At 57.8% G+C, this 15,302-nt stretch carries 11 protein-coding genes and 2 pseudogenes; 3 read left to right on the top strand and 10 right to left on the bottom strand.

The genetic code is table 11. From position 1 onward, the window contains the following. Nucleotides 1-6: 6 nt before the first annotated feature. From H3V53_RS12030 to H3V53_RS12000, 7 genes and pseudogenes are all read right to left on the bottom strand, one after another. The gene (locus H3V53_RS12030) at nucleotides 7-723 is read right to left on the bottom strand and encodes a UPF0149 family protein (RefSeq protein WP_336598089.1); all 717 of its coding nucleotides are present in this window, start codon (nucleotides 721-723) and stop codon (nucleotides 7-9) included. A 387-nt stretch (nucleotides 724-1,110) separates the two neighbouring features. After that, complete coding sequence (locus tag H3V53_RS12025) at nucleotides 1,111-1,383, bottom strand: hypothetical protein (protein WP_336598088.1); 273 nt, start codon at nucleotides 1,381-1,383, stop codon at nucleotides 1,111-1,113. A gap of 359 nt (nucleotides 1,384-1,742) precedes the next feature. After that, nucleotides 1,743-2,377 (bottom strand): annotated as a pseudogene (locus H3V53_RS12020) (class I SAM-dependent methyltransferase); the annotation flags it as partial. 102 nt (nucleotides 2,378-2,479) lie between these two features. Beyond that, nucleotides 2,480-3,211, bottom strand: a complete 732-nt coding sequence (locus H3V53_RS12015; protein WP_336598087.1) for a transporter substrate-binding domain-containing protein — start codon at nucleotides 3,209-3,211, stop codon at nucleotides 2,480-2,482. A gap of 273 nt (nucleotides 3,212-3,484) precedes the next feature. After that, a complete protein-coding gene (locus tag H3V53_RS12010) occupies nucleotides 3,485-4,801 on the bottom strand; it encodes an MFS transporter (RefSeq protein ID WP_336598086.1) in 1,317 nt (438 codons plus the stop codon). A 63-nt stretch (nucleotides 4,802-4,864) separates the two neighbouring features. After that, on the bottom strand, nucleotides 4,865-6,055 hold the full coding sequence (locus H3V53_RS12005) for a CaiB/BaiF CoA transferase family protein (protein WP_336598134.1): 1,191 nt from the start codon (nucleotides 6,053-6,055) through the stop codon (nucleotides 4,865-4,867). Next, entirely contained in the window at nucleotides 6,055-7,803 is a 1,749-nt protein-coding gene (locus tag H3V53_RS12000) for an acyl-CoA dehydrogenase family protein (RefSeq protein ID WP_336598085.1), read from the bottom strand. Before H3V53_RS12000 ends, H3V53_RS12005 begins: the two co-directional genes overlap by 1 nt. A gap of 145 nt (nucleotides 7,804-7,948) precedes the next feature. Here H3V53_RS12000 and H3V53_RS11995 point away from each other — a divergent pair, with 145 nt between their 5' ends. Further along, nucleotides 7,949-8,824 (top strand): LysR family transcriptional regulator, encoded by an 876-nt coding sequence (locus H3V53_RS11995; protein ID WP_336598084.1) that lies wholly within the window; start codon nucleotides 7,949-7,951, stop codon nucleotides 8,822-8,824. Nucleotides 8,825-9,215: 391 nt separating this feature from the next. Here H3V53_RS11995 and H3V53_RS11990 read toward each other — a convergent pair. Continuing rightward, nucleotides 9,216-10,023, bottom strand: a pseudogene (locus H3V53_RS11990) (IS5 family transposase). 132 nt (nucleotides 10,024-10,155) lie between these two features. On the opposite strand from H3V53_RS11990, the gene H3V53_RS11985 reads away from it, so the two are divergent. After that, nucleotides 10,156-11,109 (top strand): IS5 family transposase, encoded by a 954-nt coding sequence (locus H3V53_RS11985; RefSeq protein ID WP_336598083.1) that lies wholly within the window; start codon nucleotides 10,156-10,158, stop codon nucleotides 11,107-11,109. Between the two features lie 510 nt (nucleotides 11,110-11,619). Here the strand turns inward: H3V53_RS11985 and H3V53_RS11980 are convergent. Beyond that, nucleotides 11,620-11,892 (bottom strand): hypothetical protein, encoded by a 273-nt coding sequence (locus H3V53_RS11980; protein WP_336598082.1) that lies wholly within the window; start codon nucleotides 11,890-11,892, stop codon nucleotides 11,620-11,622. Between the two features lie 1,278 nt (nucleotides 11,893-13,170). On the opposite strand from H3V53_RS11980, the gene tcuC reads away from it, so the two are divergent. Then, nucleotides 13,171-14,469, top strand: coding sequence for an MFS transporter (gene tcuC / locus H3V53_RS11975; protein WP_336598081.1), 1,299 nt, complete (start codon nucleotides 13,171-13,173; stop codon nucleotides 14,467-14,469). 7 nt (nucleotides 14,470-14,476) lie between these two features. Here the strand turns inward: tcuC and H3V53_RS11970 are convergent, their stop codons facing one another. Next, nucleotides 14,477-15,226: an IclR family transcriptional regulator gene (locus H3V53_RS11970; protein ID WP_336598080.1), complete on the bottom strand. Its 750-nt coding sequence runs from the start codon at nucleotides 15,224-15,226 to the stop codon at nucleotides 14,477-14,479. Nucleotides 15,227-15,302: the final 76 nt, after the last annotated feature.

The following is a 15,302-nucleotide window of genomic DNA, read 5'->3' as shown; positions in this document are numbered from 1 at the left end:
CTGCAATTAGTGAAGTACCGCTGCCGCGCCGCAACACTTTTTAAATTTCTTGCCGCTTCCGCAAGGACACGGATCATTGCGTCCAATCCTCGGCGTCGCACGCTGGATAGTCGTAGCTACATGCCGTTCATGAACTGCCTTTCGGTAGGGCAGCCAATACCGGTAAATCGCGGCGACAGCAGCAGGAATTGCTTTCGCCAACTCCTCCCGCTGAGCTGGCCACCGCGTCAACTCCTCATCCTCTTGCGACACATCATTAGCGCCTAGCAGATAGATGGAACGCATCCAGGCTTGACCTTGCGCATCCTCAAAGAGTGGCTGCCAATCCTGTTGTGACAGTTCGATGCCTTGCATGAAACCGTGGGCCCAAGCTTCACCATCGACGTATGCGCGAGGATCGTCCGGATAGGTCGTCTCATGGAACATTGGTTCAAAAGCATCGGCGTCGGCCTGCAGACTCCAGATAATGCCGTTGTAATGACGCAAGATGAGATCAAGAATGTGTTGCGCCTGTTCGCTCGTTTCGAAATGCGGCGCCTCGTCCGCAGCCGAGCCCCATATCCCGGGCAGCCACTGGCTCGGCTGCAAAGTAGAAGGTCCCACGATAAGGGCCGTCAGGTATCCGTCGAGCATATCGAGCATCATCGCTTCATCGGACACAACGTCTGACATGAGAAACTGATCAAGCTCGTCCAGTTCCTCATCGGACAGCGGAGCCATCATTCGCATGGTGTCAGAGGCACACATATCACGATTACGCAAAAGAAAACACAATTCTACATCCCTGTCGCCGGAGCGTCCGTTTCCGTTGTGAGTACACGTGCGTGCTGATAGCGCTACCGCGAAACATCCCTCCCCTGCATGTACTTTTCACGATCCGCGACATTTTGCGTCGTGTAACAGCTCGTCATACAGCCTGAGCGCTGGGCTTGTGAGCCGTAGTTCTCATGTGAAGACACAGCTCGCCACAGATTGTTCGCGCTCGCACCGGACATGCGGGGCGTGCCGGCAATGACGTTGCCCGACGTGTTGTCAAGCTTTGAGTTAGCGTCAGTTAAATCTTTCAGCGGAGCGATGCGTTCAGCACCGCAGGATTGATCTCTCTATCCGTTAATCCGAACCTCGCCATGCGCCGGTGGCCTCCCAGCCGGGGATCTGTTCAGGAAACGGCTCTGTCGTCGACACACAGGTATGCGGCAAGTGCGGCGAGCCAGCGATCACGGCGTCAACCGGCAATGGCTGGGCGGGATCGAGCCATCCCCGCGCCTCGATCTGGCGCTGCATAGTCGTCCGCTTCTTGCGTTCCATCAAGGCGGCGCGAGCGATGTCGCGGTCGGAATCGCCCTGCCGCATGCGGGCAAGGACTTGGTGGTACTCGAACAATAACGAACCTCCTGTTGGCCATGGACGCTCCGTTCAAATAGAACGGAGCGTCCCGACTTGGAAAGTTCGAATCGCGCTCTAGCCCGATGCTGCTGGCGTCTATGTGCCGCCACTCAGGTGGCGTCTCTATGCCGCCTTCGAAATGGCTCTATAGTGCCGTACAGTGACACCCGTCAGCGCACAACTCGGCTCATGTCCATGCCACCGACGGATGGCGCAATGTTCACGGTCTCATGACCGTTTGCAGCCGTCGATACGGAGGTCGCCGTACCGCCCGGCGGGCTTTGCCGCCGATGCCACTCTTGACAGATTGCCTCGACACACCGCTGCCCGGCCGTTCTCAGTCGGCCAGTTCCCCATTTGACAAAACGATCCAATCGCCAGCCGCTTTCAGTCAATCCGTTAAAAATGTCGGAAAGAGGCCGACGGTAAGCCTTCACGTAAGGTTTCGGCTCGCCAAAGCTTGACCAATGCAGCCCGAAGCGCGAGGTCGTGAAGTATGTCCCTTCGCCAAGGGTGCGCTGATCCATCCAGTCGTCATCGGATGCGCCATCGAAAATACCAGAATTGCACCGCGTCGCGCGACCCGCCGAAACTCACTGCAGACCGCCACAAGCTCTTCGACACAGTCGAGGGCGAGCGAGCACAATATCTTGTCGAACGATTGCTCAGGAGGCCAATCGAGCGACGCTGTAAGATCGCCCGTCATCAGTTCAACCGGAAGTTGCGCACATCAATGGTAAGCAGGTTCGACCATCTCCGGTGTTATGTCGAACGCATGAACAGTCGCGCCGTTTCGCGCGAGATGTTCGCTACAAATTCCCGGTCCACATCCTGCGTCAAGAACATGTTAGCTATTGGCATCGCCCAGGAGCGACTTCGTTGCGGGGCGTTTGTAGAGCGTGTTGTGCGGCTTTGTGATCACGGCTGCTGCATAGCGTTCCGCGAACCCGGAACAGGCGACAGGTCCGATAGGCTGCTTCGATGCACTCATCTCTGTCGCGCACAAACTCTACGTCAAAAGAAAGGTGTAGCGATTGTGAACGATCTAGATATACGTGTCGAACGGCCAGTTGTGGCCGACGCCCGTCCCACCTCAACCAACGAGAACGGGATCGATCTCGTTGTGTGTCAGCCCGAATTTCGCCATGCGAGCGCGATGCTCTCGCGAGCCAAGATATGAACGAAGCTGCGCGTTCACCGCATTGCGCAGATCGCTGTTTCGTCTGCCAAACGAGAACGCTCCGAACGGAAGCTCTGGTCGCTCGCCGTTCATTTGCGGTTTGTGCTCCACGGCCTCAAAGATCGAACCTCCGATACGAGCCGCCAGTATGCGGTTTCCCAAGGCGGTGCTCGCACACGCGTCGATCGCCCCCGACCTAACTGCGTCGATCGCATCGACCTGATGCTCGAAGATTGCTATCTGATCCTCACGGACGCCTGATGCTCTCGCCGAGTCGTGTTGCACCTGTCCGGAAATGATGCCAAGGCGCGCATCGTCGCGTCTGGCGAGAGACGCATAACTGAAGAGTGCTTTCGGATTCCCAGCTCGAACCAGGAACCCGTCCGCTATAGCCCACACCGGCACGCTGAACGCGACCAGATTGGCACGGTCAGGCGTGACAAACAGCGGAACATTCATATCCCAGCGGCCGGTTTCAACGCCGGGTAACAGTTCACTGAACGTCGTCGGGTGATGCTCGATCCAGGTGATCCCGATCGCTCGAAGAACCGCTTCGGCCAGGTCAATATCCGCGCCAGTCGCGGTGCCGTCTTCCTCCGTCCAATCGAACGGAGGTTCTTCGATGTACGCAATCGTTACCTTCATCACTGGTTCTCGCAAACGGGAACGGCCAGCAAACTCTGGAGCCGATTGTTGACGATTCTACTTCCATACGCGGATGTCGCCTTTTTGCCGAAATCCCCACGTTAATGAAGGGGATGCAGAGCTGCCGTGAAAATTCAACGACAGCTATCGGCCGACTTCCATGACTGAGTATTGTCGGTCATCTGCTGTCACTGGTTTCTGAACTTTCTGAGGAGCTGGCTCCGATGACTGCTTGTGGCCGATCGCTGCGCGGCGGAGTCAGCCGATTTACCCTCATTCTGACATGGCCACTGTCGACAGAGACTGTGACGCACCGTCCCGTCGCTGCAATCCGCGCAAGCACAGAAGCGATATAGCGGCAAGCGAACTGTAGAACAAAGCCAAGGGCAACCACCGTCCTGGCCAGGCGTGCGCGAGAATCGTACCGATGAGCGGCGTCAGACCGCCTGCCATGGCTGCGCAACTCTGATACGACAGTGAAATGGCGGAATAACGCACACCGACGTCGAACGCTTCCGTCATCAGTCCAGCCATGACAGCGTATGAGCCCGACATGCACATCACGGCAATGGCAATACCAACCACGATCGCTACCGGGTTTCCAGTCGATACCAGGATAAACATCGGATACGGCGACAGCATCGCAAGTGCAGCCGCCCACGCGAGGAATCGCCCGGCTCCAATGCGTTGAGCGAGCCAGCCGGCAATCAACTGATTGAACAACTGGACAAAGGCAACGACGAAAAGGCAATCGAGAATCAGCGCACGATCGAGACCAAGCGTTTCCGTCGTGAAGTTGAGCATGAATGTGTTGAGAAACCACGCCCCTGCCACGCCGATTACGTTCGCCCCAAGACATAGAAGCACCGTGGACCACGCGTTGCGCAATACGTCGAGTATTGGCAGCCGTGCGGGCTTCGAGCGTTCGTTGAAGCTGAGAAACTCCGGCGACTCCGATACGCCCGCACGAATAACGACACCGACAAAAAGCAGCACTGCGCTAGCGAGAAAAGGTACACGCCAGCCCCAATCCATCATCGCCTCAGGCGGCAAATGCCCGATTGTGCGAAAGGCAAGCAGCGCGAGAATCAAACCGGCGGGGCTGCCAAGCTGCGCGAACGAAGCGAGGAACGTGCGCTTGCCTTTCGGTGCGTGTTCTCCCGCCATCAGGACGGCGCCACCCCACTCGCCGCCAATTGCGATGCCCTGCGCGACGCGCAGCAAGACGAGCAACACAGGTGCAAGTACACCCGCCTTCGCATAGACAGGCAGAAACCCAATGCCTACCGTCCCGATACCCATGATGGCGAGCGTTGCGACCAGCGCCTTCTTTCGACCGATGCGATCACCCAGATGGCCAAACACCAGACCGCCGAATGGCCTTGCGAAGAACCCAACGGCAAATGTGCCAAAGGAAGCCAGAGTGCTATAGAACGGATCGCCTTGCGGAAAGAACAGCTTGCCGAATACCAACGCTGATGCGGTGGCATAGATGTAGAAGTCGTACCACTCGATGGTTGTGCCGATGAATGCGGCAAACGCAGCGCGTCCCGGCTGACGGGCCGGACGTCCGTATGCTTGGCTCTGCATGAACTGTCTCCTTGTGTAGGCCGGTCTATGCCGCCGGCTTCTTCCGTGATCGAGATTGCACTGTCAGCGTTTCAATACACCCGCATCGAACAGTTGTTGCTGCGTTTTTTCGTCAATCCCGAGCGAAGTTAGTACGGTTTGGGTGTCACCGCCTAACGCGGGAGGCGGTGTTCGATAGGTCGCGGGCGTTCTCGATAGCTTGATGGGGGTACCCGTTCCGCGATAACTGCCGATTTCGACCAGCAAGTCGCGATGCAACGTATGTGGATGCCGCACCACTGCATCGACGGTTTGCACGGGACCGCAGGGCACGCCGGCACGAATCAGGTCCGCCGCTAGCGGCTCGCATTCGTGCGCCGTCAGCAATGATTCCAGTACTTCCTTGAGTGCATCGCGATGCGCACAACGGCTGCAGTTGTCGATGAAGCGCTCGTCGTGTGCCAGATCCGGCGCGCCTAGATGTCCACACAGCTTCGCAAACTGCCGATCATTACCGACCGCGAGAAATATGGGTGACGTAGCGGTTCGATAACTGTCGTATGGAGCGATGTTCGGATGCGCATTGCCACTTCGGACGGGCGTGCGACCATTTCCAAAGTAGTTCGGCAGATGCGGATGAAGCAATGAAACACCGCAGTCATACAGTGCGATATCGAGCGACTGACCTCGCCCACTCTTGTCGCGTTCCGCAAGCGCGAGAAGAATGCCCGCCAATGCGTTCAGACCGGTCACCATATCGACGATGGGCAAGCCTATTCTCAGCGCCGGTCCATCATGTTCACCGTTCACACTCATCAGTCCCGCCATCGCCTGAATCACGGCGTCGTACCCGGGCAAGCCGCCGAGCGGGCCATCGGGCCCAAACCCCGAGATTGCGCAGTGAATGAGGCGTGGGAAGCGCTGCGAGAGCGTCGTGTAGTCCATTCCCCAGCGCTCGAGGGTCCCGGGCTTGAAGTTTTCGACCAGTACATCGGCGCCTTCGAGTAATTGCCAAAGCACCGCGCGCCCTGATTCTTGCGAAAGATCGACGCAGATTCCCTGTTTGTTGCGATTGACCCCAACAAAATACGAAGCCGATTCGCCGATAAATGGCGGCCCCCAACCACGCGTTTCATCGCCAGCCGGCGGTTCAAGCTTGATGACCTGTGCGCCGTGATCGGCCAGTGCCTGCGTGCAATAGGGACCGCCCAGCACGCGGCTCAGATCGATCACGCGCAGGCCTTCCAGCGCGCCCGCCACGCGTTGCGTGCTCATCATGCCTCTCCTTCACTCGGGAAAAACGTCATCGCTTCGTCGTGCGACATGGGCGTCTCTTCTACCAGCGTGCGTAGCAACGCGGCATTGACGCGCACTCCTTTGGGACTGAGCGGGTCGCGTGGCAAGAGCTTGTGTTCGACAATGAGATGAGCGAGCGCAAGTCTGCGATAGTCGGGCGCGACACGCGCGGCCTCCGTCGCCATGAAAATCGCCGTGGTTGCGTTGTAGACGGCACTCGCCGCTTCACGCACGTTTTCATCGCGCCCGCACTCCGCGACGCTATCCATGGCAGCGCTGGCGCGATTGAAGACATCGCGGAGCAAGGCGACGCTTCGCGAGGGCAAAGCGGCATCGTCGAGTTGCGCATTGAGGTACTGTTTCAGAGACTCGAGCGCGCCCTCGCGCCGGGTCGCACGCGCCACATCCAGCGCGACGATGTTGCTGGTTCCTTCCCAGATCGAGCCAAGATGCGCATCGCGCACGAGTCGCGGGTCCGCCCATTCCTCGATATAGCCAACCCCACCGCGCACTTCCATCGCATCGCCCGTGACCTTGCGCGCGTCCCGGCAGGCGCGGTATTTCACGAGTGGCGTGAGGATGCGAACGCATTTCGTCGCGAGCGCGTCGCCTCGGTCGGCACGTGTCAGCAGCGTCGCAATGTGCATGAACATTGAACGGGCCTGTTCGGCTGGCAACATCATTTTCAGCAACTGACGTTGCATCAGCGGCATGTCGATGAGCTTGCGGCCAAATGCAGAGCGATGTCTCGCGACATGTATCGCTTCCGTGAGCGCGCGGCGCATCAGGCCGGCAGCACGGACACCATTAGAAAGGCGCGACATATTGATCATGTCGGCCATCTGGTGAAAGCCGCGCCCTACTTCCCCGATCAGATATGCTTGCGCACCCTGGAGCACGATCTCGCCGCTTGCCATCGACCGGCTGCCGAGTTTGTCCTTCAGGCGCACAATCTGATACGCGTTGCGCGTACCGTCTTCGAGAGTCTTGGGTAGCAAGAACAGCGCAAGTCCCTTGATGCCCTCGGGAGCATCGTCGGGACGCGCAAGCACCATGGCCAGGTCGGCATCGGGATTCGAGCAGAACCACTTGTCGCCGGTCAGTTTCCAGACCTCATTTCCCTGCGCATCGATGCTGGCGGTTGCACGCGTCTCGATGCGTCCCGTATCGGACCCGGCCGCCTGTTCGGTCATGAACATCGCACCTTGAAACAGCGCGTCGAAGTCTTTCGACGCGAGCATCGGCAGATAACGGTCGACGAGCTCCTTCGAACCGAACTTGCGCAACGTACGCGTAAGCGAGTCAGTCATACTGACAGGACAGCAGAGGCCGAACTCAGCCTGAACGAAAAGGTAGGTCAGCGCGTATTTGACAAGAGGCACTGGAGCGTCCGATCCGTGGCTCATGGATGCAAGACCGAGTTCGCTGTACGCGACGCGTTCAAGTGCCACATAGGCCGGGTGTTTCTCGATGCGTTGCAGGGCTTCGCCGCGCCTCGTTCGCTGACGTAGTACAGGCGGATTGTGGTCAGCAACCGTTGCCCATTCGTCGAGTTCGTCGGAAGCACGCTGGCCGAGCTCTACGAGTCGCACCCTGACGCCGTTGTATGCCCTCTCGCCCAGATAGCTTTTGAGCAAAGGCCCGAATGACGGGTCGCTGTTGAAGAAATTGATGCCTTTACTGTCGGGAATGTTGGACGAGCCGTGCTCCTGTCGGATTTCTGGCATCGAATGTCTCCTGTTTCATTGTGCGGCGCATCAGTGTCTTATGTGCGCGATGCTTTGAAATCAGGTTACGTTCACCGTCGATAATCGTCCAATACAATCATTGGCACATACGATAACATTCATCTATCGTTACCCGAGGTTGACCATGGAGTTGAGACAACTCAAATACTTCGTTGCAGTCGCCGAGGAATTGCACTTCGGCAGAGCAGCACGTCGGCTATTCATTTCCCAACCGGCCCTGAGCTTCGACATTCGCCGCTTCGAGGAACAACTCGGTGTGAAGCTGCTTGAGCGGAACAGCAAAGCCGTGGCGCTCACCAACGCGGGCAAGGTGCTGCTCAAGGAGGCGCAGCGTCTTTTGCAGCAGGCCGACGAAGTGACCAAAATGACCGTGGAATCCGCACATGGGCTCGCTGGTTGCCTGCGCGTCGGTTTCGTTAACTCAATGCTTTATCGTGGTCTTCCTGAAGCTGTGCAGCGCTTCGAAGCCAACCACCCTAACGTTGAAGTCGTTTTGAAAGAAATGAACACGGCCGAACAGGCACGCGCGCTTCAGCAAATGCAGATAGATGTCGGATTTGCACATTGGGGGCACTTCCCGGCCGAGGTTGAAGCTAGTCTGTGGTGTACGGAGGCGTTCCTATGTTGTGTGCCGGTCGGCCACCGTTTGTCGAAAAATCGGCGTGTCGATTTGCGCCAGCTGTCCGACGAGCCGTTCATTCTATTTCCGCGCAGCGTATCGCCTCACTATCATGACCAGATCATTGCGACATGCGTGGCAGCTGGCTTCAGCCCCAACATCCGGCATGAAGCACGTCTATGGCAAACAGTAGTGTCTATGGTCGAGTTCGGCATGGGTGTGGCGCTCGTTCCGCAGGCGTTGGCCAAAACACAATCGCAACGCGCTGCCTTCGTCCCGCTCGCGCAAAACCCTTTCGCGTCACAGGTCCTGCGCCTGACAAGGGCGGGAAGCCAGCTTGATCTGGCCGACCGCTTCTTGGCCTCCCTGTCACCACCGTGAAACGCTCAAGCTGGCGCAGCCTCGAGCCGCGATTGCAAACAGAAGGGAGGCATGCAAATCACAGAGCGCGAGTCCATTGGCGGCCCGCTAACGAATTTCGCTTTCGTACGTTTGTTTGGCGGAAGACACCCAATCCACCGGCCTTCTTTCGTGTCCGCCACCTGGACCATTGCTGCAACTTAGGAACGTCACTTCCCAACTATTGCCCAATAATCGACGATGAGGCTTGGCTTCTTCAGGGAAGACAGTATGCGCTAGTGCACTTAGTTGAAAGTGTCGTTGCGTGCATGCCACGCCGGCTGAGCAAAACCTAACGTATGCCCCATCGCAAGACGCGTTTCGCGAATCACCGCCCCAATGGGTGGGCGATCGACCATTCCATTAAGAGGCGTTAACAAAATGAGTTCTTCAGCCTTCGCCAACAGATGATGCAGCAGGCGAGTTTCATGAAGGCTTCGTGGATGAAGGCAGGCGTTCGAAGCGGATGCGCAGTCGCCGGAAGTTGTGAAGCCACGAAATGGTTCGCTCGACGACCCAGCGGGTTTTGCCAAGGCCGCTGCCATGAGGCTGGCCACGTCGGGCGATTTCGGTAGCGATGCCCGCTGCGTGCAGCGCACGACGGTATTTGTCGTGATCGTAGCCCCTATCGCCCTGAACGATGCGGGGCTTCGAAAGTGGCCGGCCGCGCTTGCCGGCAATGGGTGGGATCGCATCAACCAGCGCGTGAAGCTGGGTGACATCGTGACGGTTGGCGCCGGTGAGGATTACCGCGAGCGGGATGCCCTGCGCTTCGGTAATGAGGTGGTGCTTTGAACCAGGTCGCGCGCGGTCGGTGGGATTCGGTCCCGTTTTTGACCTGCACCCACCGCGCGCATCGAGGAAGAGTCGACAACGACACGGGACCAGTCAATCCGGTCGGACTCGCGTAGCTTCGCGAGCTGCACTTCGTGTAGCCGGTCCCAGACGCCGGCAGCCTGCCAGTCTCGTAGACGGCGCCAGCAACTCATGCCACTGCCGCACCCCATCTCGCGCGGCAGCAGGTCCCAGCGCAGGCCCGTCTGCAAGATGAACAGGATGCCGGTAAGCATGGCCCTGCCATCCAGTGGTTTGCGTCCGGGATATCGTGAGCGGCGAGGTTTGGGTGGGGGCAGCAAGGGTTCAATGAATGCCCACAACTCATCATCGAGTAGTTTCGCCATGGCCTCCTCGTCATCGAAACAATGACGAGGTTAACAGCAATCGTTGGAAGTTAAGGAAGGTCTGCAAAAGTCCTGGCGTTGACAGGCAGGTGAACTATCCTGGGTAGCAGGGATGTTCTGGAGAGAGAGTCGATGACGCAACTCGGTCTTGGTCTGGATCTGACGACAAAACGGACGCGCAAGCGGGAGTTTCTCGATGAGATGGGCCGTGTCGTGCCGTGGTCAAGGCTGATTGCGCTGATTGAGCCGCACTATCCGAAGGGTAAAACGGGGCGGCTGCCGTTCCCGATCGCGACGATGCTGCAGATTCATTTTATGCAGCAGTGGTTTGGTCTGTCCGACCCTGCAATGGAAGAAGCGCTCTATGACGTGCCGCTGTATCGCGAGTTCGCAGGTCTTGACGGCGGCATGGCGCGATTGCCGGATGAAAGCACGATTCTCCGGTTCCGCCATCTGCTTGAGACGCATGATCTGGCGGCGCAAATGCTCGCACTGGTCAATGAGATCCTGACGGAGAAAGGCTTGATGCTAAAGGCCGGATCCGCAGTCGACGCCACCCTGATTGCCGCGCCCAGTTCCACAAAGAACGGTTCCGGCACCCGGGATCCAGAAATGCAATCGACGCAGAAAGGCAGCAACTGGTACTTCGGAATGAAATCCCATATCGGCGTGGACGCAGACTCCGGACTGGTTCATACGGTCATTGGAACGGCGGCCAATGTGCACGACATCACCGTTGCCCACGCGTTGCTGCATGGCGAAGAGACGGATGTCTACGCCGACGCCGGGTATCAGGGGATCGAAAAGCATTGTGAGGCTCACGCATCGCGTTGGCATGTTGCGATGAGACCGGGCAAGCGCAGAATGCTGGATCCGGGTGATCCTCTGGATGCGATATACGATGAAATCGAGCGGCTGAAGGCTGGAATTCGAGCCAAGGTCGAGCACCCGTTCCGCGTCATCAAGAGACAGTTCAGTTATGCGAAGACGCGCTATCGTGGTTTGATGAAAAATACCGCTCAGATCACCACATTGTTTGCCTTGAGCAATTTGTGGATGGCGCGCAGAGCCTTGCGAAAATCTTGAGATCGGGTCGGTGTGGCCACACGTTTCGCCGGCATAGGCCGGACAGGTGGTAATACCAAGTGATCTTCACCTCAAAAATGTTCTCAGCGGTCAGGCTGCGATGAATGCGGAAGATCATCGCGCCGAAACCGACTTCTGCAGACCTTCCTTAACAGATCAAAGCAATCATTTTGTTAAGGCTTCTAAACTAAGACTAGCAGGAACCCCAGCGTGTCAGTCAAATGACAAATAAAATCAACAATATATATTGAAAACATGCCCTCGTCCGCTGAAGGTCGCAAATCGCAAACGAGGCAGTCTGTATCGAGCGGCCGTGGTTGCTCGGGTCGCTCGGTCTAAAATGAACGGGAAGTCAAGCAAGATCGATCAAATCTGCGGCGCGGATCAAGTGCGCCGCTGACTTGCCTATGAATGCGCAGACACGCAACTCATCGAGAAACGTGCGCCGACCAGACCCGGGACACCTCGATGCCGGCGTTCTTTTACCCTGTGGTCGGCGTCGGCCGTCGATCACATGTCGAGTTGGTCGAGTCCCAATGTCGCGCGATGTTGGTTGATCTCTTGCACGTATTTCTCGAGATCACTCATCCGATGGATATGTCTCATGATGCCTTTCTCTTCGTGATAGACGATGAAAGCGCCATCCCGTTTGATGATATCCACTGCAGCAAGTGCAACGTTAGAAAGTCCCGAAACTCCCTTGTCTACGAGCACGTCGTTCCAGGTTTCCTCTTCAATCCAAAGCTTGTTTTCCTCAAGTTCAACCGGTACGCGCGTAGTCATGATGTACTTTTAGCTCCATTTTTAAGCGGTAGTGGGAGCGTGAAAGTAGCACGAAATCCGCATATTAGGGGATCTATCAGACCGAATCGCACAGACGATGCCGGTCGGTTGGGCGATACCATAAGAGGCAGGAGTAGTGTCGTCGACCCAAGAAGTATGCGGGCACCGACGGTCGCTGCGCCCCATAGCGTGCACCCAATAACATCTGGATATCGCTAGTACCGGCTGACAGTACCCCGATTGGTCTAGCCGCTGATCTGCGAAATCGGGCCGCGTAACGTGAGAGCATTGGCTACGCCGATGCTTGATAGCCCTCCGTCGACTGTTAAGACCGAGCAAGTGTGGATACTTCGAACATATTGCCGGTCTCAACGATAGCACCCGCGCTGCGTAAAACCCCGTCGATCGACATGGCTGCGGCAATTTCACTCATCGCAAGCGATGGCGCCACACTTCGTTGCCAACGGCCCGGGTAACGACGGGGAAAAAACAAAAATTCGTGGAGACGCATTCGCCGATCGCGCAGCCAATTGACGTCCCGCTCTATCGACCTGTCGTCGGAAACTTTGATAGACAGCTGACGGTGTGCCGTTTTTTGAAAAGTTCACGCAAACCAAGACAGCTTCTCGGAATGTACCCGACCGCGATGACGTCGCCACGGCAACAGGCGGTTGGCTTAGTTGCGAAGCTTTGAAGCGATATATTGCCAGTCCCATGACTTCGCGAGTCGTCCACATTCTTCGAACGATCGAGATCGATCATCAGAATGGCGGTCTGCTCGCCGCTCCTCCCGTTTAATTTGGCGCGCACCGGCTCGAAGAGTTTCAACGTGACCCGATAGCTTCGTGACGCGTTGCCGAGTATCGCATAGTCAGCGTGGCCGAGCGTTTGCAGCGAGCTGTATATGTTGGTCTTTTCCCATCCGGGCTGTTGCGCTAGCACGGAAAGTGCGCCACCTCACCGCCATGTTCGGCGGGCGTGTCCAGCCGAAAGGGGCCTCCGTAATCGGCATCTTATCCAGTGTCATGCTAGACAGAAACGCCGCTTCGCCCTGCACTTCAAGGATGTAGCTGCTACTGCAACGTGGTCTATCCCTTTTCCCAGGAACCTTGTTTCACTTCGTCGGCTTGATGTGCGCTCCCTAGGGAATTCCCTCGATTCTTTCGAAGTGTCTTGACCAGATTTTGGAGCGGTGCCAGCATCGTTCCAAATTATATTTTGAAACTAACATCCTAATTTATAGGATTCGGTCGAAAACGATGGCAACCCGGAGGCCTTATGAACAACGAAGCAAAGGGACAGGCGAGCGCCGCGAACGTCGTACGCGTCGTGAGCGGCAATTTCCTCGAAATGTACGACTTCATGGTCTACGGCTTTTACGCGTCGGCGATCGCGAAGGCCATGTTCCCGAGCCACAATGAGTTCGTCTCGCTAATGCTCTCGCTGGCCACGTTCGGTATGGGCTTCCTGATGCGCCCGCTCGGCGCCATCGTGCTCGGCTCATACATGGATCGCCACGGGCGACGCGCGGGCCTGATCCTCACGCTCACGCTCATGTCCATCGGCGTTCTGATGATCGCGGTCACACCCAGTTACGCGAGCATCGGCGCACTGGCACCCGTGCTCGTGATCGTTGGGCGCCTGCTGCAAGGGTTCTCAGCAGGTGCGGAATCGGGCGGCGTGTCGGTGTACCTGTCGGAGATCGCACCGCCTGGACGACGCGGCTTCTATGTGTCGTGGCAGTCGGCGAGCCAGCAGGTCTCAGTGCTGCTCGCCGCTGTGCTCGGTGTCGCGCTGCGCTTCACACTCACGAACGAGCAGATGGATGCGTGGGGCTGGCGCGTTCCGTTTGTGCTCGGCTGCTCGATTGTGCCGGTGCTGTTCTGGATTCGCCGCTCGGTCACGGAATCGCATGTTTTCAAAGCGCAAAAGCCGCAGAGTATTCTCGAGATTTTCGGGTCGCTGGCGCGCAACTGGCGTGTCATTCTCGGGTCGACGATGCTCGTCAGTCTAACCAGCATCATGTTCTATCTCATCACCGCATACACGCCGACGTTTGGCCGTGAGGAACTCGGCCTCAAACCGATCGACACGTTCTACGTAACGACGTGCGTCGCACTCACGACGTTCGTGATGATCCCCGTGATGGCAACGCTGTCCGACCGCCTAGGGCGCAAGCCTCTGCTCGTCGGTGCATCGCTGACGATAGCGATCGTCGCGTGGCCCGCGATGACCTGGCTCGTCGCTGCGCCCTCGTTCATGAGCCTTCTGCTGGTGGAGGTGGGATTCGCATTCCTGTACGCGTCGTATCAGGCAGCGCTCGTCGTCACGCTCACGGAAATCATTCCGGCCAACGTGCGCGGCACGGGCTTTTCGCTCGCCTATAGCCTGTCGCAGGCCGTCTTTGGCGGCTTCACCCCGGCCATCTGCACGATGCTGATCCACACGACGTCGAACAAGGCGATGCCCGGCGCATGGCTCGTGATGGGCGCGTCGTTCGCGCTTCTCGCGACGCTCATGATCGTGCGCTCCGACAAGCGGCCGGTGAGCGAAGCTTCCGCGCCGGTGGTCTCGTAAATGATATTTACTTTCGATAGCCCATCGCGCGTGAGATATTCGTTGCCGCTTCCTGCACGGCCGGTGCGAATTCTTTCATACGCTTGAGGCTCAAACGCTCTAGTGGTCCTGATATGCCGATGGCGGCAACCACCTTGTCGAACGCATCGAAGATGGGTGCCGCGACGCCGCCGACGCTCTCACGCCATTCGCCGCGATTCACCGCGTAGCCGTTGGCCGCCGCGCGCGCGAGTTCAATCTTGAGCGCCGGCAGATTCGTGATGGTCGCCTTCGTATGTGCTTCAAGGCGGGTCAGATTGCGTGTCAGATAGTCCTGGCTCTGATGCGCCAAAAGAATCTTGCCGGTCGCGACGCAATACGCGGGCGCATGACCGCCGAGCACGGAGTACGCGCGCACGGGCTGTGCGCTGTCGAGCTTGTCGACATAAACGACCGAGGCGCCATCGAGAATGGACAGATGCACCGACTCTTGCGTCAGGTCGACGAGCGCGCGCATATGGCTCGCCGCGAATTGTCGCACGTCAACGGTCGCCATCTGCTTCGCCCCAAGTTCGAACAGCTTGAACGTGCTGCGATAGTTGCCGGTGACCTCGTCGCGGGCTGCGTAGCCCGCATGCGCGAGCGTCTGCAAGGTGCGATGCGTATTGCTTTTCGTGAGCCCGACCTGTTCTGCCAGCACCTGAATCGTGACCGGCTTGCCGTTCTTGTCGGCGAGTGCCTCCAGCAACATCAGGCCCTTGAGCAACGTCTTGTCCATGGTCCTAAAACTTGGGATTAAAAGCTCATTTTACACTGGACTAAACCACGGAATGCATTGCCAATGCTGCCTTTCG

This window comes from Paraburkholderia bengalensis (assembly GCF_037126505.1).
Lineage (GTDB): Bacteria > Pseudomonadota > Gammaproteobacteria > Burkholderiales > Burkholderiaceae > Paraburkholderia > Paraburkholderia bengalensis.
Note: the sequence above shows the minus strand (reverse complement) of the source record. Positions and strands in the feature narration are given on the sequence as shown.

Coding starts and splice junctions, on each gene's coding strand:
- H3V53_RS12030 (WP_336598089.1), bottom strand. CDS start 723: ATGATGGCTCCGCTGTCCGATGAGGAACTGGACGAGCTTGATCAGTTT.
- tcuC (WP_336598081.1), top strand. CDS start 13,171: ATGAACAACGAAGCAAAGGGACAGGCGAGCGCCGCGAACGTCGTACGC.
- H3V53_RS11970 (WP_336598080.1), bottom strand. CDS start 15,226: ATGGACAAGACGTTGCTCAAGGGCCTGATGTTGCTGGAGGCACTCGCC.
- H3V53_RS11980 (WP_336598082.1), bottom strand. CDS start 11,892: ATGACTACGCGCGTACCGGTTGAACTTGAGGAAAACAAGCTTTGGATT.
- H3V53_RS12000 (WP_336598085.1), bottom strand. CDS start 7,803: ATGCCAGAAATCCGACAGGAGCACGGCTCGTCCAACATTCCCGACAGT.
- H3V53_RS11995 (WP_336598084.1), top strand. CDS start 7,949: ATGGAGTTGAGACAACTCAAATACTTCGTTGCAGTCGCCGAGGAATTG.
- H3V53_RS11985 (WP_336598083.1), top strand. CDS start 10,156: ATGACGCAACTCGGTCTTGGTCTGGATCTGACGACAAAACGGACGCGC.
- H3V53_RS12010 (WP_336598086.1), bottom strand. CDS start 4,801: ATGCAGAGCCAAGCATACGGACGTCCGGCCCGTCAGCCGGGACGCGCT.
- H3V53_RS12015 (WP_336598087.1), bottom strand. CDS start 3,211: ATGAAGGTAACGATTGCGTACATCGAAGAACCTCCGTTCGATTGGACG.
- H3V53_RS12005 (WP_336598134.1), bottom strand. CDS start 6,055: ATGAGCACGCAACGCGTGGCGGGCGCGCTGGAAGGCCTGCGCGTGATC.